At 30.4% G+C, this 24,373-nt stretch carries 23 protein-coding genes and 1 other RNA gene; 17 read left to right on the top strand and 7 right to left on the bottom strand.

Going from position 1 to position 24,373, the window contains the following annotated elements; all coding sequences use genetic code 11:
* Nucleotides 1-20: 20 nt before the first annotated feature.
* The 3 genes from ACFWM3_RS17055 (at nt 21) to ssrS (ending at nt 4,703) form a co-directional block, all read left to right on the top strand.
* Nucleotides 21-3,617, top strand: coding sequence for a dynamin family protein (locus ACFWM3_RS17055; RefSeq protein ID WP_390312208.1), 3,597 nt, complete (start codon nt 21-23; stop codon nt 3,615-3,617).
* A gap of 21 nt (nt 3,618-3,638) precedes the next feature.
* Nucleotides 3,639-4,472 (top strand): sulfurtransferase, encoded by an 834-nt coding sequence (locus ACFWM3_RS17050; RefSeq protein ID WP_390312207.1) that lies wholly within the window; start codon nt 3,639-3,641, stop codon nt 4,470-4,472.
* A 48-nt stretch (nt 4,473-4,520) separates the two neighbouring features.
* A non-coding RNA gene (gene ssrS / locus ACFWM3_RS17045) (6S RNA) lies at nt 4,521-4,703 on the top strand.
* Between the two features lie 6 nt (nt 4,704-4,709).
* Here the strand turns inward: ssrS and ACFWM3_RS17040 are convergent.
* The gene (locus ACFWM3_RS17040) at nt 4,710-5,645 is read right to left on the bottom strand and encodes a DMT family transporter (RefSeq protein WP_056466527.1); all 936 of its coding nucleotides are present in this window, start codon (nt 5,643-5,645) and stop codon (nt 4,710-4,712) included.
* 16 nt (nt 5,646-5,661) lie between these two features.
* Entirely contained in the window at nt 5,662-6,042 is a 381-nt protein-coding gene (locus tag ACFWM3_RS17035; protein WP_056466524.1) for a reverse transcriptase-like protein, read from the bottom strand.
* A 133-nt stretch (nt 6,043-6,175) separates the two neighbouring features.
* On the opposite strand from ACFWM3_RS17035, the gene ACFWM3_RS17030 reads away from it, so the two are divergent.
* Nucleotides 6,176-6,832, top strand: a complete 657-nt coding sequence (locus ACFWM3_RS17030) for a reverse transcriptase-like protein (RefSeq protein WP_390312206.1) — start codon at nt 6,176-6,178, stop codon at nt 6,830-6,832.
* A 16-nt stretch (nt 6,833-6,848) separates the two neighbouring features.
* Nucleotides 6,849-7,034, top strand: coding sequence for a zinc-finger domain-containing protein (locus tag ACFWM3_RS17025; protein ID WP_056466517.1), 186 nt, complete (start codon nt 6,849-6,851; stop codon nt 7,032-7,034).
* A gap of 62 nt (nt 7,035-7,096) precedes the next feature.
* Here the strand turns inward: ACFWM3_RS17025 and ACFWM3_RS17020 are convergent, their stop codons facing one another.
* Together ACFWM3_RS17020 and cspD are read right to left on the bottom strand one after the other, a co-directional pair.
* Entirely contained in the window at nt 7,097-7,342 is a 246-nt protein-coding gene (locus ACFWM3_RS17020; RefSeq protein ID WP_056466514.1) for a DUF2564 family protein, read from the bottom strand.
* A 162-nt stretch (nt 7,343-7,504) separates the two neighbouring features.
* On the bottom strand, nt 7,505-7,702 hold the full coding sequence (gene cspD, locus ACFWM3_RS17015) for a cold-shock protein CspD (RefSeq protein WP_056466512.1): 198 nt from the start codon (nt 7,700-7,702) through the stop codon (nt 7,505-7,507).
* A gap of 301 nt (nt 7,703-8,003) precedes the next feature.
* On the opposite strand from cspD, the gene ACFWM3_RS17010 reads away from it, so the two are divergent.
* The 4 genes from ACFWM3_RS17010 to ACFWM3_RS16995 all read left to right on the top strand — a co-directional run bounded on the left by ACFWM3_RS17010 (nt 8,004) and on the right by ACFWM3_RS16995 (nt 11,550).
* The gene (locus ACFWM3_RS17010; protein ID WP_056466509.1) at nt 8,004-8,228 is read left to right on the top strand and encodes a hypothetical protein; all 225 of its coding nucleotides are present in this window, start codon (nt 8,004-8,006) and stop codon (nt 8,226-8,228) included.
* A 167-nt stretch (nt 8,229-8,395) separates the two neighbouring features.
* Nucleotides 8,396-10,561, top strand: a complete 2,166-nt coding sequence (locus ACFWM3_RS17005) for a DNA topoisomerase III (RefSeq protein WP_056466506.1) — start codon at nt 8,396-8,398, stop codon at nt 10,559-10,561.
* Between the two features lie 81 nt (nt 10,562-10,642).
* The gene (locus ACFWM3_RS17000; protein WP_056466503.1) at nt 10,643-11,020 is read left to right on the top strand and encodes a hypothetical protein; all 378 of its coding nucleotides are present in this window, start codon (nt 10,643-10,645) and stop codon (nt 11,018-11,020) included.
* A gap of 161 nt (nt 11,021-11,181) precedes the next feature.
* Nucleotides 11,182-11,550, top strand: coding sequence for a DUF3979 family protein (locus tag ACFWM3_RS16995; RefSeq protein WP_056466500.1), 369 nt, complete (start codon nt 11,182-11,184; stop codon nt 11,548-11,550).
* Here the strand turns inward: ACFWM3_RS16995 and ACFWM3_RS16990 are convergent.
* On the bottom strand, nt 11,547-12,596 hold the full coding sequence (locus ACFWM3_RS16990) for a YkvI family membrane protein (RefSeq protein ID WP_056466496.1): 1,050 nt from the start codon (nt 12,594-12,596) through the stop codon (nt 11,547-11,549). The two genes, ACFWM3_RS16995 and ACFWM3_RS16990, sit on opposite strands and share 4 nt — an antisense overlap.
* 201 nt (nt 12,597-12,797) lie before the next feature.
* On the opposite strand from ACFWM3_RS16990, the gene ACFWM3_RS16985 reads away from it, so the two are divergent.
* Nucleotides 12,798-14,081, top strand: a complete 1,284-nt coding sequence (locus ACFWM3_RS16985) for an MDR family MFS transporter (RefSeq protein ID WP_390312205.1) — start codon at nt 12,798-12,800, stop codon at nt 14,079-14,081.
* Nucleotides 14,082-14,120: 39 nt separating this feature from the next.
* Here the strand turns inward: ACFWM3_RS16985 and ACFWM3_RS16980 are convergent, their stop codons facing one another.
* Both ACFWM3_RS16980 and pssA read right to left on the bottom strand, forming a co-directional pair.
* On the bottom strand, nt 14,121-15,065 hold the full coding sequence (locus ACFWM3_RS16980) for a metal ABC transporter substrate-binding protein (protein ID WP_390312204.1): 945 nt from the start codon (nt 15,063-15,065) through the stop codon (nt 14,121-14,123).
* Nucleotides 15,066-15,382: 317 nt separating this feature from the next.
* A complete protein-coding gene (gene pssA / locus ACFWM3_RS16975) occupies nt 15,383-16,117 on the bottom strand; it encodes a CDP-diacylglycerol--serine O-phosphatidyltransferase (RefSeq protein WP_056466488.1) in 735 nt (244 codons plus the stop codon).
* Between the two features lie 388 nt (nt 16,118-16,505).
* Between pssA and ACFWM3_RS16970 the strand changes: the two genes are divergently transcribed.
* From ACFWM3_RS16970 to ACFWM3_RS16940, 7 genes are all read left to right on the top strand, one after another.
* Nucleotides 16,506-18,143, top strand: coding sequence for a peptide ABC transporter substrate-binding protein (locus ACFWM3_RS16970; RefSeq protein WP_390312203.1), 1,638 nt, complete (start codon nt 16,506-16,508; stop codon nt 18,141-18,143).
* Nucleotides 18,144-18,649: 506 nt separating this feature from the next.
* Nucleotides 18,650-20,284: a peptide ABC transporter substrate-binding protein gene (locus tag ACFWM3_RS16965; protein ID WP_390312202.1), complete on the top strand. Its 1,635-nt coding sequence runs from the start codon at nt 18,650-18,652 to the stop codon at nt 20,282-20,284.
* A gap of 159 nt (nt 20,285-20,443) precedes the next feature.
* On the top strand, nt 20,444-21,046 hold the full coding sequence (gene uptA, locus ACFWM3_RS16960) for an undecaprenyl phosphate transporter UptA (protein WP_390312232.1): 603 nt from the start codon (nt 20,444-20,446) through the stop codon (nt 21,044-21,046).
* Between the two features lie 69 nt (nt 21,047-21,115).
* Nucleotides 21,116-21,301 (top strand): hypothetical protein, encoded by a 186-nt coding sequence (locus ACFWM3_RS16955; protein WP_056466479.1) that lies wholly within the window; start codon nt 21,116-21,118, stop codon nt 21,299-21,301.
* Nucleotides 21,302-21,488: 187 nt separating this feature from the next.
* On the top strand, nt 21,489-22,430 hold the full coding sequence (locus ACFWM3_RS16950; RefSeq protein WP_056466477.1) for a magnesium transporter CorA family protein: 942 nt from the start codon (nt 21,489-21,491) through the stop codon (nt 22,428-22,430).
* A 70-nt stretch (nt 22,431-22,500) separates the two neighbouring features.
* Complete coding sequence (locus tag ACFWM3_RS16945; protein ID WP_056466474.1) at nt 22,501-23,382, top strand: permease; 882 nt, start codon at nt 22,501-22,503, stop codon at nt 23,380-23,382.
* A 12-nt stretch (nt 23,383-23,394) separates the two neighbouring features.
* Nucleotides 23,395-24,279: a TIGR03943 family putative permease subunit gene (locus ACFWM3_RS16940; protein WP_390312201.1), complete on the top strand. Its 885-nt coding sequence runs from the start codon at nt 23,395-23,397 to the stop codon at nt 24,277-24,279.
* The last annotated feature ends 94 nt before the right edge of the window (nt 24,280-24,373 follow it).

The following is a 24,373-nucleotide window of genomic DNA, read 5'->3' as shown; positions in this document are numbered from 1 at the left end:
AATGAAATGGGGAAATCACGTTGCAAAACACTAAGATTAACAGAGGGGAATTACTGAATAAGGTTTCTTCAGGTATCAATTTACTTTCTGAACAAGGAAATTCGAAGGAATTATTTCAATTAAAAAAATTAGCATACAAAATACAAAATAAGGAAAGTTATTACGTATTTTGTGGGCATTTTTCTGCTGGTAAGTCATCCTTACTAAATGATCTTTTACAAGTTGAAAAACTACCTACAAGCCCAATTCCTACAAGTGCAAACGTTGTAAAATTAAAAAATGGCGAAAGTAAAATGTTAATTACTCTTAAAGATGGTGAAATGTATCAGATTCAAGAGGACATTCAAGTAGACGAACTAAAAAAGTTAGCTTCTGATAGTGGCTCAATAATTGAGCTCGAGTGGGCACAAGAGATATTTAAAATTCCAACTGGATCTGTTTTAATTGATACTCCAGGAATTGATTCAACAGATATGGATCATTTAGAGGCAACAAATTCTGTCATTCATCTAGCGGATAGTATTTTTTATTTAATGGATTATCAACATGTTCATTCGAAAACAAATATCGATTTTATTCATAATTTAGTTGAAAAAAATAATAAAGTTTGTTTAGTCATCACATGTATTGATAAACACGATGAAACCGAATTGACGTTCGAACAGTTTCAACATGGTGTAATTGGAAACTTGAAAAAACAAGGATTAGGCAACTTACAAGTTTTTTATATTTCTACAAGAGATAAATCTGTCAATAATAATGAATATAACCAGTTTATAAATTATTTAAATGATTTATACAGTCATCAAGACGTAGTTCAAATTGAAAATGACAATGCAAGCTTTTTAACAATTATGAACGAACAAATACAACAACTTGAGAACGATTACATTGATCTCGATCAAAATGCAGATGAAATTAGATCAGTTTATAATGATTTAAATAATGAAATTGAAGTGATTGAAAAGTCAGTTTCATCATTTGAGGAAAATTGTTTGCAGTCTACACAACAAGTTCTTACTAATTCAAACATTACACCATTTGAAATGAGAGAATTAGCGTCAAAATATTTAGAATCAGAAAAAGCATTGCAAAATAAAGGATTATTTCAATCAAGAAAAAAACTTGAAAATGCTTTACATGAATCTAAAAGTCAATTTATTCACAAAGTAAAAGAATTAACAAATAAACAAATAGAGTATTTTGTAAAAGAAGCAGCAATTCGAACTGTAAAACAAATTGAAAATAATAAAATTGATAGCAGTGACTTTGATAAAATCTTAGAGCCTAATTTGAGTGAAGAGGTAATTTGTCCAAAGCCGTCCCACTTGATTGATACAGGTGGAAATTATTTATTACAGTATACGAAGGAAGTTAGTGAAGGGATTAAGGCGGTATATCGTAAAAGTATTTCCGAATTTATTTACACACTTTCAAAAGAACTTAAAGTACAAAATGAATCAACTATACTAAAGTTAAAAAATCAAAAGATTGATTTACAATCAAAAATAGAAGGATTTGATGAATTAGAGTTTAATAATCAAAAAATTTCTCATATGGTTACAGAAATTAAGACGATTTTAAATAATCATCAAGAATTTAATCAAGACCTGCCGGAAATTAAGCCTACTTTAATATCAGTAAGCGAGTTAATTAATCATAAAATTTTAACTGTTCAAGTACCGGAAGTAAAAGAAGAACTTATTGCTGACATCGAACAAACTAATTCAAAAAAATATTCAAACGAAGAAATTCAAGCTAAATATGAAGTCGCTGATTTTATATTAGACGAATTAACTTCAAATAAATTTATTCAGAGTAAAATCGGTATTTTAAAAGAAAAAAGAGTGCAAATAAAATCAAACGAATACACAATTGCATTATTCGGAGCGTTTAGTTCTGGAAAAACATCGTATATAAATACTCTACTTGGCGATCGTGTACTACCTGTTTCTCCACACCCAACAACAGCGGCAATTTGTAAGATTAAACGATCAACAGTTGAATCTGGCAATAAAAAAGCTGATGTGAGTTATAAATCAGAGGAATCTTTAAAAGAAGAGTTTCTTGATTTCTTCAAAAAATGGGGAGTGGAAGCAAGTGAAAAAGAGTGGTTTAATACTCTTCAAAATTTAATCAAGAAACAAAAGGATAAAATCCCTACTGATGCTTTCGTTTATGCAGAAAGCGTCTGTCAAAATTATGAAGAAATGAGAAGTTTACTAGGTACTACTAAGCGATATGACTTAAGTGAGTATGTAAGTGTAATCAGTGAAGAAAATCGAGCATGTTTTGTAAAAGAAAGTACAGTTTATTTTGATTGTGAGATCACGTTAAGTGGAATTGTATTAGTGGATACGCCAGGAGGAAATAGTATCCATTCAAGACATACTGAACTAGCATTCGACTATTTGAAAAAAGCTGATTTAATTTTATATGTTGCACATTATCAGCATGCTTTTACACGTCAAGATGAGTCTTTCTTAATGCAAATCGGACGAATGAGAGAAAGTTTTGATAGTGATAAAGTTTACTTTGTATTAAATGCTTCGGATTTAGCAAAGGATCAAAACGAAATCGAAATCGTACAAAATTTCTTTGTAAACCAATTAACGAAACTAGGGGTTCGTTTCCCAGCTGTTTTTCCTATTTCAAGTATGCTTCAGATGAAGGGATATGGTGAATCAGAGTTAAATTTAGAAATCCAGAATAATTATAAGAAATTAAATACGAAAATCCAAAATTTCTTCCAATTTGAAATTGCAAATGAAGTCTTTAAAACATTTATTAATGACCTATTAACAATTGAAAAAATCTTACGTGATACGATTAATCGTTTCGAAAGAATAAAGCGTGAAAAAGATCAATTCTTCAACGAACTTGAGCAAATTCAGAAAAATGTTAAAGAAGCGATTAAAAATGCAGAACCTACTAATTTACCAAGAGCCTTTATGAAAGAAAACGAGCAATTGATTTTCTTTATCGAAAAGCGTATCGAATTAAGGATGCGAGATTTATTCCCTTACTTCTTTAATCCAAGTATTTTTAATAATACAACAAAAAATATTAAACAATTATTTGTAACTAAAATTCGTGAATTTATATATGAAGTATTGGAAGAGATTTTAAAGGAATTAAGAGTAACTGGATTTAGATTAGAGAAGTTTTTAACAAATGAAATTTCTATGTCACAAGATCGAGTAATTGATGAAATTCATTCGATTCAATCTGAATTTATTGTTCAAAAAAGCGAAATTAATGAGATTTTACCTGTTTCGATAAAAAATCCTGATCAATTTATTAATGTAGATCGATTTGAAAGTTTAAAGAATTACTTTAAAAATCCAAAAAGCTTTTTTGTTGAAAATATGAAAGAAACTATGATCGATGAATGCATTAATGAATTGAGAACACCATTAAAAGAGTATTTAGCAAATATGAATAGCTTATTTGCAGAGCATTATCACATCCAATATGTTGATGCATTAAACTCTGTGTTGCAAAACTGCAGCAATCAAATCGAAAATGATGTTCAACAAACAATTAAAGCAACTGAAAATTTAAATGAAGTCGTTGTAGATGAAAAAGTATTAAACTTATTCAAAAAATTAATTTAATATGAAGGTGGACAATTAAAATTGAAAAATATTATTGATGTAAACATTGCAAATAAATTGCGCTTAAATAAAAATGTTGTGTTTTTAGATTGTCGATTTCAATTGTCAAATCCAGAATATGGTTTAAGTGAATACCAGAAAAATCATATTCCGCTTTCTCGTTATGTTGATTTAAATAATGATTTATCTAGTCCTGTACAAAAGCATGGAGGCAGGCATCCGTTTCCTAATTTAAATGATTTTGGAAATCTTTTAGGGGAACTAGGGATCGATCATGATACAATTGTTATTTGTTATGATGATGGTACGAATGATAACGCGGCAAGATGTTGGTTTTTATGTAATTTAGTAGGGCATCAGTTTACTTTTGTTTTAAATGGTGGTTATAAAAAATGGTTGGAAAAAGATTTTGAAGTAACTACTAAAATCGAAGAAGTAATACCTAAAAAATTCGAGATTAACGTACAAGAGTATATGATTAGTTCGATGAATGAAGTTAAGAAGAATAGTAAAAATGAGGATTACAATTTAATTGATTCTAGAGAATCTATTCGATATATTGGCGAATTTGAACCAATTGACGGAATTGCTGGCCATATACCTGGAGCAAAAAATTCATTTTGGAAAGATGTATTAAATGAATCGGGAGAATTTAAAACAAAAGAAGAATTACAAACTCTCTTTAAACCATTTAAAAATGACAATGAAACTGTTGTTTATTGTGGTTCAGGTGTCACTGGTTGTGTTAATTATTTAGGATTAGTTGAAGCTGGATATACGAATGTAAAACTCTATCCTGGAAGTTTTAGTGACTGGATTTCTTATGAAGAAAATGTTGTGAATAAGAAAAAATAATTAGTTGCAAAATAGTTTTAATTGGTATAGAATGAGAATACAAATTAACAAAACCTGCTGTGTGCGTTGTCATTTTATGTCTTAAACCAATGATTTGTATACCGGAAGACCGATATTTAAGTAACAACATCGTGCCTACATATAGGAGGATGAGCGTTACTTGTGAGGACATCCACCTTGGAGTTCGGTTTACTTAGACATAAAAAGAACAACGGCATTTGCGGGAAAAAAAACCATTCACATCTTGTGAATGGTTTTTTCTTCTTTATATAATTGCTTTTTACTTTTGTTCTTTCTAATTTGAGTTACGATCGTAGAAATTAAAATTAAACTGCAACCGAATAAACCAATTTCTTGTAATCTTTCTCCACCATAATAATAACCAGTAATCGCTGCAAAAACTGGCTCAGTAGCGAGAATAATTCCTACTTCTGTGGCACTTATTGTACGTTGGGCAAACATTTGGATAAAGAAAGCAGCAGCGGTACAAAAAATTGCTGTAAATAGAATTGAAAAAATGAAAAATTTATTTGTCCATAATGCATGATTGAAAATGACTTGCCAATCTTCAAAAATTAAAGCAAATGTCCAAGAGGCTAAACCTACAAAAGTTATTTGTACAGTTGCTAGTTGTAGTGAATTATAACTAGGTGAGTAAATCGTTGAATAAATAATATGAAGAGCAAACGCAATCGCACTGAAAAAGGAAATAATATCACCGGAATTAAACTTGGAATTTGTTGAAAGAGTCAATAAAAATAATCCGATGAATGCAATAATTGCACATAAATTTTCCCGTAAAGTAGGCTTTTTCTTATATTTAAAAAATAAAAGAAAAGGAACAATCGCTACACTAATACCTATTATAAAACCCGATTTGGATATGGAAGTGTAATGTAATCCAAATGTTTGAAAAACAAAACCTAGAAATAAGAATAATCCTATAACGATTCCAGGGGAAATAAATCCAGCTTTTCCGCGATATCTTTTATTATTTTTTCGATTTAATAAAGTTTGAACTGTAAATAAGACAATTGCTGCTACAATAAATCGTAATGCATTAAATGTAAATGGTTGGACAATCTTAAGTGTTTCTTTAACAATGAAAAGCGAAGAACCCCAAATGAAGGAAACAAAGACTAAAGAAGAAAAAGCGATTAATTTATTTTTCATATCGTCCATTCCTTTTTTATTTTATGGCTTTTCGAGCAAGTTCATCAGCAACCTTATTTGCGCTTGATGGAATCCATTTAATAAAGAAAAGATCAAGTTGATTAATCAACTTAAGTGATTTCTCTAATAAAGGAATAAACAAATCGTTTTTCGAATAATTCTTATCAATACTTTCTTCAACGACTTTTGAATCTGTACGGAATGAAACAGTTGTTAAATTATGTTTGACACAATAATCTAGTGCAAGTAACAAGGCATGAAACTCTGCTTCATGATTAGACATCGAATCTAATGGAATACTTAAAAAAACAGGTTCTTTTATTCCTTTTATGAAAATACCTGCACCTGAGGGCCCGGGATTTCCTTTGGAAGCTCCGTCAATATAAACTTCAATCATAGTAAACCTCCAACACTTATATATGTATCATTTTAGTATATATTCAAAAAAATGAAAACTTAAAATATGAAAGAAGTATTTTTATATTTAACCATAGTCTAGTCTAAAATAAACAATAGAAGAGGTGTGACGGATGAAGCTAAAGATCAGTTGGAAGTATCAAACTAAAAAGAAATATCAAATTACACTTGAAACTGAATGGTTAGAAATAAAAGAAGCTCTACTTTTAGCGGAGGATTTTGAAAGTACAGGTAGAACAAAAGAAATCATCTTTTTAGATGAATTCGACACAGAGTGGACCAAAAAACAAGTAATAAAGTACTTAAAAGAACTTGAAGAAGAACCACATAATATCTCAATTTTTTTTGACGGTGGATTTGATCAATCAACATCTATTTCAGGTATAGGAGTATGCTTATATTTTAGTCAAAATGGTAAAAACTATCGAAAAAGGTTTAATGAAAAATTAGATGGGTTATTGACAAATAATGAAGCAGAGTTTGCTGCTATTGAAAATGCAATCCTACTATTAGAGGAAATGAATATAAAAGGGCAAACGATTCTTATTAAAGGAGATTCACAAGTTGTCATTAATCAATTAAATGGAGATTGGCCATGTTATGAGGAACAACATGAACGATTCATAAATCGAATTGAAAGAAATTGTAAAAACTTAAAATTAACCTTACAATTAGAACTTATTAAACGTAATGATAATAAAGAAGCTCATAATCTAGCAACGCAAGCACTTAAAGGGAATAAGATAATAAGTACGATTGAAGTTACATGAAGAGGTGAAATGAAGTATGGAACGTAAAGAAATCTTGGACGAAATAGATACTTTAATAAAGACTTATTGCGATGGTTGTTTTGTTTATAAACATTTTAGAAAAGACCATAGCCAAAAATTTGCTCAATCCTTTTGTATTAATAAATGTACGGTTGGAGAAAAAATAAAAATGATCGGTAAGCAATTAACTTCTGACTGTTAATTAGCCACTAACTTAATTTAAACACAAAAAAGAAGGTACCATTAAAAGTACCTTCTTTTTCATTATATCTGAGCTTCTCTTATTTGTTGCTCAACTTGCATTAAGTCTTCTTCTTGTTTCTTTAAAAATTCATCATCTAAATCAGTAGCAAGGCCCTTCATTTTTTCGAGCTGTTCTCTTGCTTGACTAACTGCTGTTGTTGCATCTGTTAACTGCTGTGCGTCCATGCTCATTGTTGCATAGCCTACAAGCTTTTGAGCAGCTTTCACTTTCATTTCTACATCTTCAAAATTATTAAAATTTGACATAAACACCCTCCTTATTTCACTTCGTAGTATTCCCAAATAAAATGGGAATCATGAAAAGCAAGAGGATTTTTTTGTTTAAGTATACTGAATAATTTTTATGATAATCTCTTAATAAAAATAAAAAAGGACTGATAATCAGTCCTTTATGTAGTCAAGTTTATATTATAGCTTTACTACGTTAGCAGCTTGAGGTCCACGGTTACCTTCAACAATGTCAAAAGAAACTTCAGCACCTTCTTCTAAAGATTTGAATCCGTCAGTTTGGATTGCTGAGAAATGTACGAATACATCGTCTCCACCTTCAACTTCGATGAATCCGAAACCTTTTTCATTGTTGAACCATTTTACTTTTCCTTGCATTTTTCTTTTCCTCCTAAAACATTGCACATGAAGCGCGAAAGAATTTCCATTTATTAATATTTTTAATAAATGTTGAAATTAATATACAACTATTAAGAATATAAGTCAAGTAAGCGCTTAATATCATAATATACACTCAATTGACTTAAATATTTCACAAATAAAATAAAAAGTTAACATCCGTTTGTGAAATTATTCACAAATTAAAAAGTACATGATATACTACAACCATAGTAAGTGATTTAAATTACTATTAAGAATCGATCTTGATTTCACTTTATAAAGAGATGGAGAGATGAAAATGATTCATTGTGAATGGATTGAATTTAAAATTGAAAATGATTTTATTACAGAGGAAAAATTTGAAGAAATGATGAATGATACATTTCAAGCAATGATGGTTGACGAAAATAACTTTCCTAAATATATATGGACAGCTAACTTTGTTGTCATTGTAACAAAAAGAATTAAAATATTAGAAGAAGTAGAATTTATTCAAATACCACGTAATCCAGCGTGTAGTTAAAAGCGTCCAACTATTAAGAGAAGAAAAGGCAGTTCAAGAGAATGTATTCTTTTGGCACTGCCTTTTTTTCGTTTCTTACGGCTTTCCCTACCATTACATAAGTTATATAATAACTATATCAAACAAATACAGTGATACAAAAATTAGTTTAAAATGTGAGGAAGAAAATGAAATTAATTATTGCCGAAAAGCCTGATCAAGGTTTAAAGCTTGCAGCCCCTTTTAAGTTCCAAAAGAAAAAAGGGTTCTTAGTCATTCAACCTAACGAGTTTTTTCCAAAAGGTGCATATTTAACTTGGGCTATTGGGCATTTATGTGAGTTATTATCACCTGAAGAATATGATGAAAAATGGAAAAAGTGGTCATTAAATACTTTACCTATTATACCTAATCGCTTTGGGCATAAAGTATCAAAAGGAAAATGGGATCAATTTTCAATTATTAAGAACTTAGTCCACTTAGAAGAGGTTACTGAAATAATTCTTGCAGGTGACTGTGAACGTGAAGGAGAACATATTGTTCGCCTTATTTTAAATTTAGCTGGAAATAAAAAGCCAATGAGAAGGCTTTGGATTTCGTCTTTAACAGAAAATGCCGTTAAAAAAGGATTTAGTCAATTATTGGATGAAAGTGAAACAAAAAGTTTATTCTTTGAGGCGTATAGCCGAGCATGTGCTGATTGGTTAGTTGGGATGAATGCATCAAGAGTATATTCCTTACATCTGCAGAAGAAAGGAATCCAGGATGTCTTTTCGTTAGGAAGAGTTCAAACACCAACACTAGCTCTCATTGTGAAAAGAGAACTTGAGATTGAAAGGTTTAATTCCGAACCTTATTGGGAAGTTTTTGCTACATTTCAGTTTGAAAAGCAAAAGTTTTTTGGAAAATGGCATAACAATTCCGAATCTAAAATTTTGTCAAAGGAATTAGCAGAAAAAATTGCTGGCTTTTGTGAAAATAAAAACGTAAAAATTACTGATATTGAGCAAGAAAGAAAAGAGTTTCAACCACCTTTTCTTTATAATTTATCGGCACTTCAAGCTGATGCAAACAGTAAATATAAATTTTCACCACAAAAAACACTAGAGATTGCACAAAAACTTTATGTCAAAGGGAATATTTCATACCCACGTTCAGACTCAAGTTTTATTACGAAAGAAGAAGCAATGATGCTCCCAGATATATTGAAGAAACTTGAAAAAATTGAGCAATTTTCACAATTCTTCCCTCTGCCAAATCAATCGATCTTAAATAATAGTCGCTACGTTAATGAGAAAAAGGTCACTGATCACTATGCAATTATACCTACTGAGCAAGTGCCAAATATTCATAAAATGAATGATGAGGAATTGAAAATATATGAACTAATTGTAAATCGTTTAATAAGTGCACATTATCCTAATTCAATTTTTGACTATACTACAATTCATACGTTAGTAGACGGGCGAGCGACCTTTATTTCAAAAGGAAAAATAATGGTTCAAGAAGGTTGGCGTAAAGTCATATTCGAAAAATCAAAAGAAAAAAATACTGAAGAACAAAATTTACCCGTTGTTGAAACTGGGCAAGAAGGAATTGTTAAAAAAGTAGAGGTAAAAGAAAAGAAAACTCAAGCACCTAAAAGATATACAGAAGGACAATTAATTACATTAATGAAGTCTGCCGGAAAACATATTGATAATCCGGAATTAACGAAAATACTAAATAAAACTGAAGGGCTAGGTACTGAGGCAACTAGGGCTGGTATTATAGGTACTTTAAAAAATAGAAAATATATTGATGTTAAGAAAAATCAAGTTTTCGCGACGGATAAAGGGAAGTTGATCATTTATGCTCTAGGGGAAAATATTTTAACTTCACCTGAAATGACTGCAAAATGGGAGCAGAGATTAAGTGAAATTGGAGAAGGAAAAGCAAGTAGTCTTGAGTTTATGGAACAAACCAAAAAATTAACTGAAAAAATAATTCTTGATGCATATGAAAATGAGAAGATATGGAATTTTTCAGATTTTAAAATTGAGGAAATGCAAAATTCGAAGTTTGGTCCGAAGAAAAAATCAACTAGTGTTGGAAAATGTATTAAATGCGATGGTAAAATGGTCGATAAAGGCTCATTTTATGGGTGTGATCAATTCCAAAAAACAAAATGTGAAGTTACAATTTCAAAAAAAATATTAGGTAAAACAATTACAAAAGCTTTAATGAAGCAGTTATTAAACGGTGAGACAACAGAAGTTATAAAAGGATTTTCAAAAGATGGCAAAGAATTTGAAGCTTCTTTAAAATTTAATGAAGCAGGGAAGATCATGTTTATCCAAAATTCCATTAAATAAAGTGACGCATAATGTAATTTAACTAGTCAATTCTATTTTTTATTGCATATACTTATATACAATGATAATAGGAGGATTAGAGTGAAGGAATTCTATAGCAATGAACAAGTTTTTTTAACTGGTGGAATTGTTCCTTCCGTTTATTCATTATGTATAGATTGTAATAGGAAAATTGTACATGTTCTTGACTTGGATCGAGTGGGCACTAGGCCGGTATGTGTATCATTTTCTAACAGCTTTGCAGAAAATATTTTTGAACAAATAAGCTTATCAACGTTAGGAAGTTACTTAGAGTACCAATACTTAATCTATACTACAGAAGGTATTGTAACAAAATGGAAAAATAACGAACTGATAGCGTTAACTAATTTAGACGAATGTAAACCGGAATTCATTACTTTAATGAAAGAACGAAGAAATACATGGTCTAAATATAAAGCTTTATATAATCGAAAATAAAAAAAAGGATTACTCTTATAAATAAGAGTAATCCTTTTTCAATTTGAGAACAAAATTCCAACATTACCATCCTAACAAGTTCTTTTGAACCGGCATATTCCTGTCTTTTCCTGTCTTAATTTGATAAACTATCAACATATCATAAATTAGAAGGTGACAAAATGATTTGTTTTTTAGAAAATACCTTTCAAATAAAATTAGAAAAAAATGATAAAGGTGATTATCCAATTATTGTGACTGACGAAGGAATCTTTAGCGAGATGAGTTTGAAAGATAAACCGAGCACGTATGTTAAGTTTATTATAAATGAATACGATGAGTTAACGATTGATTGGTATATCGAAAATGAAAATCGCTTCTCAGTAAAAAGCCTACAAATTCATCAAATGATATTAATAAACGATCCTGATGAAAATTCAATTCAATTTGTATTAGAACGTTGGCAAAGTAGGATGTTTAAGATTCAATGGATGCCAAAGTTACACATTGAATTTGGTTTATATTATGAAGTTTGCGATGATTGCGATTAAGATGATTTTTTAGGTTTTAGTAAGGTAAGGATTACAAGGAAACTAATCCAACCGATAAGTGGATAAAGGAATGTTAATAATGGTCCATAGCCAATAATGCTAATAAATAGGCAGCATATTAATAATAAAATAACGACTATATTTGTATTTAATCGGATATATGAATTTATTTGCCTAGACATCCCATAGATATTTCCAACTAATGTAGTGAAAATTTCAGCTAAAATAACCATTAGGAAAAAGTAATAGAAAATTGGATGGATTTTTTTGATTACTTCTACCATTGGAATTTCATATTGTTGAAAATTGGTTACACCTGATACATTCAGGTGAATTAGTAATAAAATAGTCCCTAAAATTAGACCGCCTAATACCCCGCCTTGTACAATTGAAGATTTTTCTTTACACTCAAAACCAATAGGTACTAAAACAGCCTGGGCTAAAGCCATATTTAAACAAACATAAGTAATAGGTTTTGAAAACACTGTAAGGTTAAGCGAACTAATAGAAGGTAAAATATGATCTAGTGTGATTTCATGCATTGTAAATGGTAAATGTGAGTTAATGAAAACTGCGACGATAAAAGCACACATAATTGGGACTACTGTATTATTTAGACTGAATAAACCACTTGTCCCTTTTCTTAAAACGATAAAAGTCAAAATGATAAAAAATAATGAACCGATAAAAGAATCAAAATGTAGGTAATTCTTAAATACGGCTCCAGCACCTGACAACATGACACTTGTAACGCCAATTAAAACAAAGAATAATAGCCCATTAATAATATTTCCTCCGAGTTCTCCAAATAATAGTACATTAAATTGCTGAGCAGAATTTAATTTATATGTATGAGCAATTGTCATAATTTTAGTTCCGAACCAACAAAATAATACAGTGGCAAACAGGATCCCCATTGCACCATATACCCCGTTAATTGAAAAGAACTCTACAATTTCCTTACCCGTAGCAAAACCTGCTCCAATAACAGTTCCGACATATGTAAAGGCTATATTTCGAGCTTCTTTACTAAAGTTCAATTTCATAGGAAGTCCTCCTAAATGTAGTACTAAATTGTATGATACATTTTAAGAAAATAGACATGCTCCCTTAGTAAAAGTTTCTAAACAGTTCAATTAAATGCATTTATTGGTATAGATTTCTTAGAAGAAGGAAGTAGAAATTAAAATTCAATTTACGCATTTTTTTAATTATGTTAAAGTGAGAAGGTTAGGGGGACGGACATCATGAATATACTTAAATGGAATTTTAATATGAAAATCAGGCTTGTTGCCGAGTTTTTCTTTGGATTATTCTTTTGGATGTATTTACCATTTTTAGCAATTTATTTTGCAGAAGAATTGGGAAAAGTAACAGCGGGAGTCTTACTTATGTGCTCTCAAGCTGTTGGGGTATTTGCAAATTTAATTGGAGGATATTTGGCTGATACGTATGGCCGAAAAAGAATGATGGTTATTTCAGCTTTTATTCAAGCTGGAGGAATGATTTTGCTAACAATTGCAAATTCACCAATTTTAAATTCTCCATGGTTAACTTTTTTTGGTTTTGCAATTATTAGTGTCACAGGAATGCTATATAATCCAGCAAGTTCGGCAATGGTAGCAGATACTGTAGAAGATAAAGATGAAAGAAACTTAGTATTCGCTGTTTTTTATACGATGATCAATATTAATGTTGTTATCGGACCAATCATTGGTGGGATTTTATTTTTTAAAGCAAGATTTTTATTATATGCTACATCTTCATTTATCTTTTTAATCGTCGCATTTATGATTCTTCTATTAATAAAGGAATCATTACCAGACTCTGTAAGACAAGAAAAAGAAGATTCTATTTCAAAAGTTTTAGTAAAACAAGTAAAGAATTATCGTATTATTTTTACTGATAAGGTATTTTTCTTATTTGTTGCAGCTGGTATATTAATCTCTCAAACTTTTACTCAATTAGATTTATTACTAGCGGTTTATATTAAAGAAAGTATTCCAGTTCAAACATTATTTAATTTTAGCGATTTTACTTTAAAGACGAATAGTGAAACGTTATTTAGCTGGGTCATAGCAGAAAACGGTTTAATCGTAGCGTTATTGACAGTTTTAATAACGAAACTTGCAAATAAGTTTAATGAAAGACTTTTATTTTTTGCATCATCTGTTTGTTATGCTTTATCTATGCTGTTATTTGGATTTACGCTATCAGCCTATGTAATTTTTATTGCAATGGCACTCTTTACTTTGGGTGAGATATTAGTTGTAGGAAATCAGAACTCATTTATTGCAAAAATTGCACCTGAAAATCAACGTGGACAGTATTTTGCAGCAGCTGGATTAAGATGGTCACTTGGAAGAACGATTGCACCATTAACAATTCCACTTGCTGGGCTGATTGGATATAAATGGACATTTAGCATCATTTCAATATTAGCCTTGATCGGAGCCTATTTATTTGAAGTGATGTTTAAAGAGATTAAGAGAAAATCAGAACCGATTTCCGAAAATATGAAGGTAGGATAAATAGTAGCAAAAAAGGACCCAACAAATTGGGTCCTCTTTTTAACGGTTATTTAATGCCTTATCTAACGTATCAATATTTTCTTGCATTAAGTCGAAATAATCTTTATGATTCTTTACATCGTCTTCTGAAATAGTTGCTAAGTGGTTAAGTCTTAAGATTTCAGCATGAGTTTCATTTTTTACAACGGATGCTACTTTTGGTGTAGCAAATGTTTCGAATAAAATATATTTAACATTATGTTCTTTAACAAAATCAACAACTTTCTTTAAATCCTTCTGTGAAGGCTCTTGAGAAGGGGAAAGTCCAGTGATTGGGATTTGTTCAATTCCGTAATGTTGCTCCAAATATCCATAAGCTGCATGTGAAACGACAATATCCTTACGTGCAGAATGTAAAACTAAATTTCTTAATTCACTATCAAGTTCATCAAATTGATTTTCAATTTTATCATAATTTGCTTCGAAGTACTGTTTGTTTTTTGGCATTAATTTAACTAATTCATCTTTAATATTTTGTGCTTCAATTTTTGCTCGAGATGGATCTAACCAAACATGTGGATCAACGTCATGATGATCTTCATCCGCCTGAATTTCTTCTTCGTTTGACTTTATTAATTCAATATTTTTGGTAGCCTCTAAGATCGCAACATTATTATTTTTAAGTGTATCTTTTATTTTATCTGCAAAAGGTTCCATACCTGCACCATTGTATACAAATAAATCTGAGTTTGCGATTTTCACAATTTGCTTAGAAGTTGGTTCAAAATCATGGGTATCAACACCAGTAGGGTATATGGAATGAACATCTACGTATTTACCACCAATTTTTTCAGCAAAATCTTGTAAAGGATAGATGGTTGTATAAATCGTCAGTTTATTTTTGTTTTTATTTTTCGTACTTTGCTGTTGCGTGTCTTTATTGCAAGCTGACAGAACTGCACTTGTTACTAGCAAAGTCGTAATTGCTAATTTTTTAAATTTCATTTTTTTCTCTCCCTAAAAAAATTTATCATTTTAGTATTTTATAATAAGCTTATTAATAAACGAAAAAGGTTAAAATATTTTAATGTAATTCGTAATCATTCCTTTTTAAATTTTAAAAAAAATGTAAGATAATTCTTATCAAACAATTAGGTACATAAATTTTATTAAAATATTCAAAATCGTAATAAATACGATTTAATCCTTAGTCATTATAGAACAGTAATTATTAATGTGCAAGAAAAATGCGGTTTAAAAGGATTAATATATAAAAAAAAGTATGCTTTGATGAAAAACAATGCATCAAAACATACTTTTTATTAAGACTTTCTTTTTAAACGGAATTTACGTGGTTTCTTATTTTCATTACTTGATTGCTTCTTTTTACTTTTGAAAAATTGAAAGAAAATAAAGAAAATGTAAAGCGGAATTGCTATATAAATGAAGAATGGCCACTGCACTTTTTTAGCATGCCATACTAGATATAATGCGTATCCTAAAAAAATCGTAATAATTGTAGCATATTTAGGGATCGGAATATCTTTAAAGCTTGGAATTTTAATTCTACTAACCATTAAGAATGCTAATGCAACAAAAACTGTAATAATGACTATTTGCGGTATTCGACTTCCAAATAATGTTAAAAAAGCAACAAAACCACCAGCTGCTGTAATTGGGACACCAGTAAAATATTTTAATGATGTTGAAATCGGTGTTACATTAAATCGTGCTAATCTATATGCGCCAAACAGCGGGAATAAACCAGCAATTCCTAGACCAAAGATACCTTCAGTTGAAAATTGTGTACAAAATACCAAATAGGAAGGTGCAACTCCAAAAGTAACTATATCAGCTAAAGAGTCTAGTTCTTTTCCTAATTGTGATTGGACTCCTAAAACCCTAGCAACTCGACCGTCCATACTATCGAGCATCATTCCTATTAAAATAAGAATTGCGGCATTTCTAAACTCTCCTTTAGCTGCAAAGCCGATCGATAGAAACCCACAATATAAATTCCCTAGAGTAAATAGGTTTGGGATACTTTTTCTTATCATACATTCACTTCCTAAAATTGATATAAAAATAGATATATTCAAATTCAATAAGATATATTATAACCCATAATTTAGTAAGAATGGAAACTAATAATTAAGTTCATAAAATGTTTGTAGAATCGACATACAATTTAAAAAAAATGCGTTTTTTTTGCAACAAAAAAATATGTGAATAGTAATACAATCATATTGAACTACACTAAAATTTATAAAAAGTGTGAAAATTGAACTAAGATTTGAAGAAATTTTAATAAAAAATAAATTAAATATTAAAAAAATACTTTTTTTTCTGAAAAGTTTGTAGTATATTGAAAAAGTAATAAGTGATTTTTCAGAAAAATAAGTAAATTATAAAATGGAAAAATCACTAATATATGGAGGTGCTCTAATGAAGCGTAGATTAGCAACAACTGTTTCAAGTTTATTAGTACTAAGTACAGTACTAGCGGCTTGTGGCAAAGACACAGAAAAAACAGCAACCAATTCTCAGAAAGATACGAAGCAAACGTTAAGATTAACTACAACTACTGAGATTCCTTCTATGGATTCAGCAAAAACTACTGATTCAATGTCATTCGAAGTTTTAAACAACGTAAATGAAGGTTTACTACGTTTAGGTGAAGGTGACGAAGTAGTAGATGGTGTTGCTAAAAAAGATTCGATTGAAGTTAGTAAAGATGGACTTACTTATACTTTCCATTTACGAGATACACAATGGTCAAATGGTGATCCTGTAACTGCTAAAGATTTCGTTTACGGATGGCAACGTGCTGTAAATCCAAAAACTGCATCTGAATATTCATTCATTCTTTACTATGTGAAAAATGCTGAGGCAATTTTCAATGGTAAAATGCCATTAGATCAATTAGGTGTTAAAGCAGTTGACGATAAAACTTTACAAGTTACATTAGAGCAACCAACACCTTATTTCTTACAATTAACAACTTTTGGAACATATTTACCAGAAAACCAAAAGTGGGTTGAGTCTAAAGGTGATCAATATGGTTTAGAAGCAAATACTCAATTATATAATGGTCCGTTTACTTTAAGTGACTGGAAGCATGAGCAAAGCTTTACATTGAAGAAGAATCCTAAATATTGGGACAAGGATACAGTTAAGTTAGATGAAATTAAATACAATGTAGTTAAAGATACTTCTGCTGCGGTTAACTTATATGAAAACGGTGATATTGATAAAGTAATGTTAGATTCTGAGTACGTTGATAAATATAAAAACAACCCAGAATACAAAACTCAATTAGATGCTCGTTTAGTATTCTTCCGTTTCAATGAAAAACTACCAATCTTTAAAAATGCTAAAGCTCGTAAAGCATTTGACTTAGCATACGATAAATCTGCTATAACATCTACAATCTTAAATGATGGCTCTAAACCTGCATACTGGTTAGTTCCTTCTGAGTGGGTAAAAGGACCAGATTCAAAAGATTTCCGTGATCATAATGGTGACTTTAACAAGTATAATGTCGAAGAAGCTAAAAAATTATGGACAGAAGCTAAAAAAGAACTTGGTAAAGATAAATTTGAACTGAAAATGCTTTCTTATGATGATACAACTCGCAAAAAAGCTGCTGAGTATATCGCTGGTGAGCTTGAGAAGAACTTACCTGGTTTAAAAATTACTGTAGCTCCACAACCGTTTGAAATTAAACTTGATAACGAGAAAAAATTAGATTACGACTTCTCATTCTCAGGTTGGGGTCCAGACTATCCAGATCCAATGACATTTATTGATATGTTCTTATCTAACAGTCCATTCAATGAAATGGCATACAACAATCCACAATATGATGGGCTTGTAAATGCTGCAAAGAAAGAAGCAGACCCACAAAAACGCTGGGATGATATGGTAGAAGCTGAAAAAGTAATTATGGATGAAGCTGGTATTTCACCAATTTACCAACGCGGCCGTGCATATTTACAAAAAGATTCAGTTAAAGGTATTATTGCGCATAAATTTGGCGGAGATTTCTCTTACAAATGGGCTTCTAACAAAAAAAATAAATAGTATCAAACAAAAAGAGAAGGGATCACCCTTCTCTTTTTTAGGAAGTTTTAGGTAATAAACTAAAGGGGTTATTTTCTATTTTTGTGCATAAGTAAAATCTTAAAAGTAAATGTTAAAAGGTGTCCAGATGGTTACTTTTTTTCGCTGGCTCTTGTTTTATTTTGTGCTTGCAGAGAGAAAATTATATGATTTTTTCTTGAAACTTGAAAAAAATATACATATTTGTCTCACTTTAAACATTTATTGAAATTGGGGCAATTATTAATAGTTTTGATTTAAATATGCAAAAAAGCACTTGAAAATGTAACTTTTAATTACAAAAAAGTAAAGATTTGTTTAAATTTATTAATTTTTTTGAAAAAAATGTCGATTTTTTGTTGATATTTTCTAAAAAGTATGTAAAATAAAAAGTAAGTTAAAGGTTATTAACTATTCGGACAATAAAAATTGTTTGAATATTTTAATAGTTTTTAAGTCTAATTGTTTAATTTTGGGGAGGCAATCTAATGAAAAAGAAGGTATCGTATTTTCTATCTTTATCTGTTGCTGTGAGCATGCTTTTAACTGCATGTAACTCAGACAAATCAAATGAAGGTAAAAAAGAAACAGCAAAAGCAAAACCACAAGTATTGAACTTACTAGGCGGAGCTGAGCTACCAAGTTTAGATTCAAGTACTAGTACAGACGCTGAATCTTTCAACGTTTTAGGTAACATTATGGAAGGTCTAAACGTGTTAGGTAAAGATGATGCTGTACAACCTGGTATCGCAGAATCTTTTGATAAATCAGCTGACGGTTTAACTTATACATTCCACTTACGTGATGCTAAATGGTCTAATGGTGAGCCTGTAACTGCAGGAGATTTCGTTTACGGTTGGAAACGTGCTGCAGATCCTAAAAATGCATCTGAGTATGCATTCATGTTGAATGTATTACAAAACGGTGAAGATGTTACTACTGGTAAAAAACCAGTTGATCAATTAGGAGTTAAAGCTGTTGATGATAAAACTTTAGAAGTTAAATTAGCAAAAGCTATTCCATATTTTGATTCATTAGTAACTTTCCCAACATTCTTACCATTAAATCAAAAATACGTTGAATCTCAAGGTAAAAACTATGGTTTAGAAGCAGCTAACTTAATCTTCAATGGTCCATTTGAATTATCAGAGTGGAAACATGATCAAAGCTACAAGTTAGTTAAAAACCCTGATTACTATGATGCTAAAGACGTATCTTTAAAAGAAATCAACTTTAAAATCGTAAAAGATCCACAAACTGCTGTAAACTTATATGAGTCTGGTGAAGTTGACCGTGCTGGTTTAACTGCAGAGTTTGTTGACAAATATAAATCTAGCCCTGACTACGGAACAACTAAAGAGCCAACTGTATTCTTCTTACGTGTAAACGAATCGAAAAATCCAGCTCTTAAAAACGTTAACATCCGTAAAGCTTTAAATGAAGCATTTGATCGTGAAGCAATCACTAGCGTAATCTTAAATAACGGTTCAGTACCTTTATACGGTTTAGCTCCAAGTAACTTCTTAGATGCTAACGGTAAAGACTTCCGTGATGCTTCTGGACAACTTGTAAAATACGATAAAGCTGATGCTAAAACATTATGGGAACAAGGCTTAAAAGAAATCGGTAAGAAAGATGTTTCAATCGAATTATTAGGTTCAGATACTGAAACTAACAAAAAAATCAGTGAGTACCTACAAGGTGAATTCACTAAAAACTTACCAGGTTTAAAAATTAACATTAAATCAGTTCCATTTGCACAACAATTAGATTTAAACTCTAAGAAAGATTATGACATCTCATTCGGCGGATGGGGTCCAGACTATAAAGACCCAATGACATACTTCGATATGTGGACTAGTAAGAGCCCATTCAACCAAATGGGATTTGCTAACGCAGATTATGACAAGTTAATCTCTCAAGCAGGTTCAGATTTCTTATTAGATCCAACTAAGCGTTCTGATGCATTCTTACAAGCAGAGAAAATCTTAGTTCAAGACAATGCAGCAATTCTTCCAATTTACCAACGTGCGATTGCATACGTTATGAAGCCAAAAGTAACTGGATTAATTGAGCATGCGTTCGGACCAGATTACACTTACAAAAACGTTGTAATTAAATAATTAAGAAATGATAAAAGGCTGTTCTATTGTCAGGTCACTGACTTGGACAGCCTTTTTTTATATGAAATAAGTTACTTTCACCGGAGTATTACTTTATTTTGACATATTTTATCTTCCTATGTATTATCATTGTAGTACAAGTTGTTTTTGAGAGGGGGGATCCTATTGACAAATATAATACATCAAATATTAGAATTTTTTGCGTCATTAGGATATTTAGGGATCGCATTAGGATTAATGATCGAGGTTATTCCTAGCGAGATTGTTTTAGCATATGCTGGTTATCTTGTAGCCGGAGGGCATATAAATTTTGCAGGTGCTTTAGTAGCAGGGGTAATAGGAGGAACTATTGCTCAATTATTTTTATATTGGTTAGGCTATTTTGGTGGGCGTCCAATTATTGAAAAATATGGTAAATATATTCTAATTAATAAGCATCACCTTGATTTAGCAGAAAAATGGTTTTCAAAATATGGCGTAGGAGTAGTGTTTACGGCTCGCTTTATTCCTGTTGTTAGACATGCCATTTCGATCCCAGCTGGATTAGCAAAGATGCCAGTAAGTAAATTTACACTTTATACAGTTCTTGCAATCATTCCTTGGTCTATACTATTTATCAAAATAGGTGAGAAATTAGGAAAGAACTGGGAAACTGCTAAAGAGGTTTTAGCTCCTTATACTCCGATGCTAATCATTATAGCGATTGCCCTATTTGTTGTATATTTTTTAATAAAAAAATTAGTGGCTAAAGGTAGAAAATAAAATAAATATGATTTGTTTTACATTATATTACATATAATATGATAAATTTCAATTGGAAGGATGAATTTTATGTATTCTATGTCGTATGATGCATTAAAATCTGATTTATCAAATACTCTTTCAAATGTTCAAAATCAATTGAATACGGAAGATTATTCATTACATACAAAAGAACAATTACAAAGTCAGTTAGAAGTTTATCAATACATTGATGAATTAAGTGATATGCATTATTTCTATAAAAGCGGATACTAAAAAATAGGTCACTATAAGTGGCCTTTTTCTTTATTTGTGAATAGTATAAATGCTCACTAAAATAGCCAGCCGATAGCGCTTGATTATTAGAAAATGGACTTTCTTTTTAATAAAGGTTGAAACATATATAAATGTTTCGTATGCTATTATTGTGTAGTTTTTGTTTCAGAATTAGAGGTGAATTAAGATGCTAAATTTTTATCTTTCAGATGCACAAGGGAAACTAAATCAAGTTGATGTCATTGAAAAAGGTTGCTGGATCAATGCGATCAATCCAACAGAACAAGAAATTCAATATCTAGTTCAAAAATTAGACTTAGATTTAGATTTTATCAAAGACCCACTTGATGATGAAGAACGTTCAAGGATAGAGGTTGAAGGGGAACACACTCTAATTATTGTTGATATTCCAATTGTAGCTCATGATGATAATGGGCACACAATTTTTGATACAATACCAATCGGGATGATTATTTCATCTCACACGTTTGTGACAATTTGCTTAAGTGAAAATCCGATCTTTGAAAGATTTATTTACCAAAAAGTAAAAGGATTTTTTACATTTAAAAAGACTAGATTTGCACTTCAACTATTGCATACGACATCATCATATTATTTACGTTATCTTAAACAAATTAATCGCAAAACAAATGAAATTGAAGCCGAATTACATCAATCTACGAGAAACCAAGAGTTATTTACAATGCTGAACCTTGAAAAAAGTCTTGTTTATTTTACGACTTCACTAAAATCGAATAAAATTGTCATGCAAAAAATTCTTAAAGGGAATATTTTAAAAATGTATGAAGATGATGAAGATTTATTAGAAGATGTTATTATTGAAAATAAACAGGCAATAGAGATGGCAGAAGTATATAGTAATATCTTAAGTGGAATGATGAATACATTTGCTTCGGTTATCTCAAATAATTTAAATATTGTAATGAAATTTTTAACTTCTATTACAATTATTTTATCAATTCCAACAATGGTTTCAAGTTTTTATGGGATGAACGTTGATCATATCCCATTAGCAAATATTCCACATGCGTTTCCAATCGTAATAGGTATATCTGCAATATTATCAACAACAATTGCATTAATATTTTGGAAAAAAAGGTACTTTTAACTCACAAAGCCGCCGGTCATTCGGAGGTTTTGTGAGTTTTCATTTTTAAAAAGTACATGGGAGAGAGATTATGAGTACGAATTTTTATCATTCGTTTTTACAAATGAATACGATCTTTATTTCGATAGTAGTTGAAGCACTGCCATTTATTTTAATTGGTGTTTTTATATCGGGGATCATTCAAATATTTATTACTGAGGAAATGTTATCTAAGTTAATACCAAAAAATAGATATCTAGCAGTATTAGTAGCTATTTTATTGGGATTTATTTTCCCAGGTTGTGAGTGCGGAATTGTCCCAATTGTAAGTAGGCTAATCAAAAAAGGTGTGCCACACTATGTAGCGGTCGCGTTCATGTTAACAGGGCCGATCATTAACCCAATTGTACTGTTTGCAACATTTATTGCATTTGGTAATAATATTGAAATGGTTATTTATCGTGCTGGAGCTGCTATGATCATTGCTTATATAATTGGTATCGTATTATCATATTTAAAAATTGAGAATCCATTAAAACACGATCTAGTTACAATTCCAGTTGATCATTCAATTCCTGCTAGGAAAAAATTATGGAGTGTTTGTGTACATGCTATAGAGGAATTTTTCTCAATGGGTAAATTTTTAATTTTAGGTGCATTTATTGCAGCATTCGTACAAACATTTATTCCAACTTCAACGTTAATGCATATAGGTAATGGACAAGTTGCTAGTATTCTAGTAATGATGGCATTAGCCTTTATTTTATCTCTTTGTTCTGAGGCTGATGCATTCGTAGCATCTTCATTTCAAAGTACGTTTTCTTTAAACTCAATCGTTGCGTTTATGGTTATTGGTCCAATGATCGACATAAAAAATACATTAATGTTATTCCAACATTTCAAAAGTCGATATGTATTCATTATTATTGGGTTAGTTATTGTATTAACGTTTTTCACAACATTACTCATTTAAGGGAGAATCAATATGGCAAGAGCATATGTACTATTAGGATTTACCTTCTTTTTAATGCAATTGCATATTAAAGGTACGATCTCAAAATATATTAATATGAAATACTCTTATTTATCTTTGACAGCTGCGATATTATTTGCATTTCTAACTTTAATTCAAGTAATTCATACTTTAAGAACGAGTCATGATGAAGATGAAGAGCATAGCCACGATCATGACCACCATCATGATCATAATTGTGATCATACTTGTGTACATGGACATGTTCATAAGGAAGCTAAAGGTTTTAAAAAGTTTTTAAATGGCTTAGTATTCATCTTTCCATTGTTTACCGGTATATTTTTACCAGTTGCAACTTTGGACTCTACGATTGTACAAGCAAAAGGGTTTCATTTCCCCGTTTCAGAACCAGGGAATAATGATCCTTTCATGGAAAGGCAATATTTAAAGCCTGATTTAAGTATTTACTATGGGCAAGAAGGATATCAAAAATTAATTAAACAAGAATCAAAAGAATATATAAATAAAAAAAGTATTGTCCTAAATGATTATGACTTTCTTAAAGGAATGGAAGTTTTATACGATGAGCCTGGAAAATATTTAGGTAAGCAATTGACCTATAAAGGCTTTATTTATCATGAAAAAGGATTAAAGAAAAATCAGGTTTTCTTATTTAGATTTGGCATTATTCACTGTGTTGCCGATTCCGGTGTATATGGAGTGCTAATTGATTTACCTAATGGACAAACGTTTAAAAATGATCAATGGATTGAAGCTACTGGTAATATACAACAAATGTACTATCAACCATTTAAAGTAAACATTCCTTATTTAGATGTCACTAATATTAAGGAAATTCAACCACCAAAAGATGCGTATGTATACCGCAACAAGTAAAATGAGCCTAATTGGCTCATTTTTTTTTTACTTTCAGGATAAACAACTAACAAATTCTTATAAAAGTGAGCTTTTTAAAAATTTCATTTACCGA

The organism is Gottfriedia sp. NPDC058432 (assembly GCF_042721555.1).
Classification (GTDB): Bacteria; Bacillota; Bacilli; order Bacillales; family Bacillaceae_G; genus Gottfriedia.
This window is presented reverse-complemented; position numbering and strand designations above follow the sequence as displayed.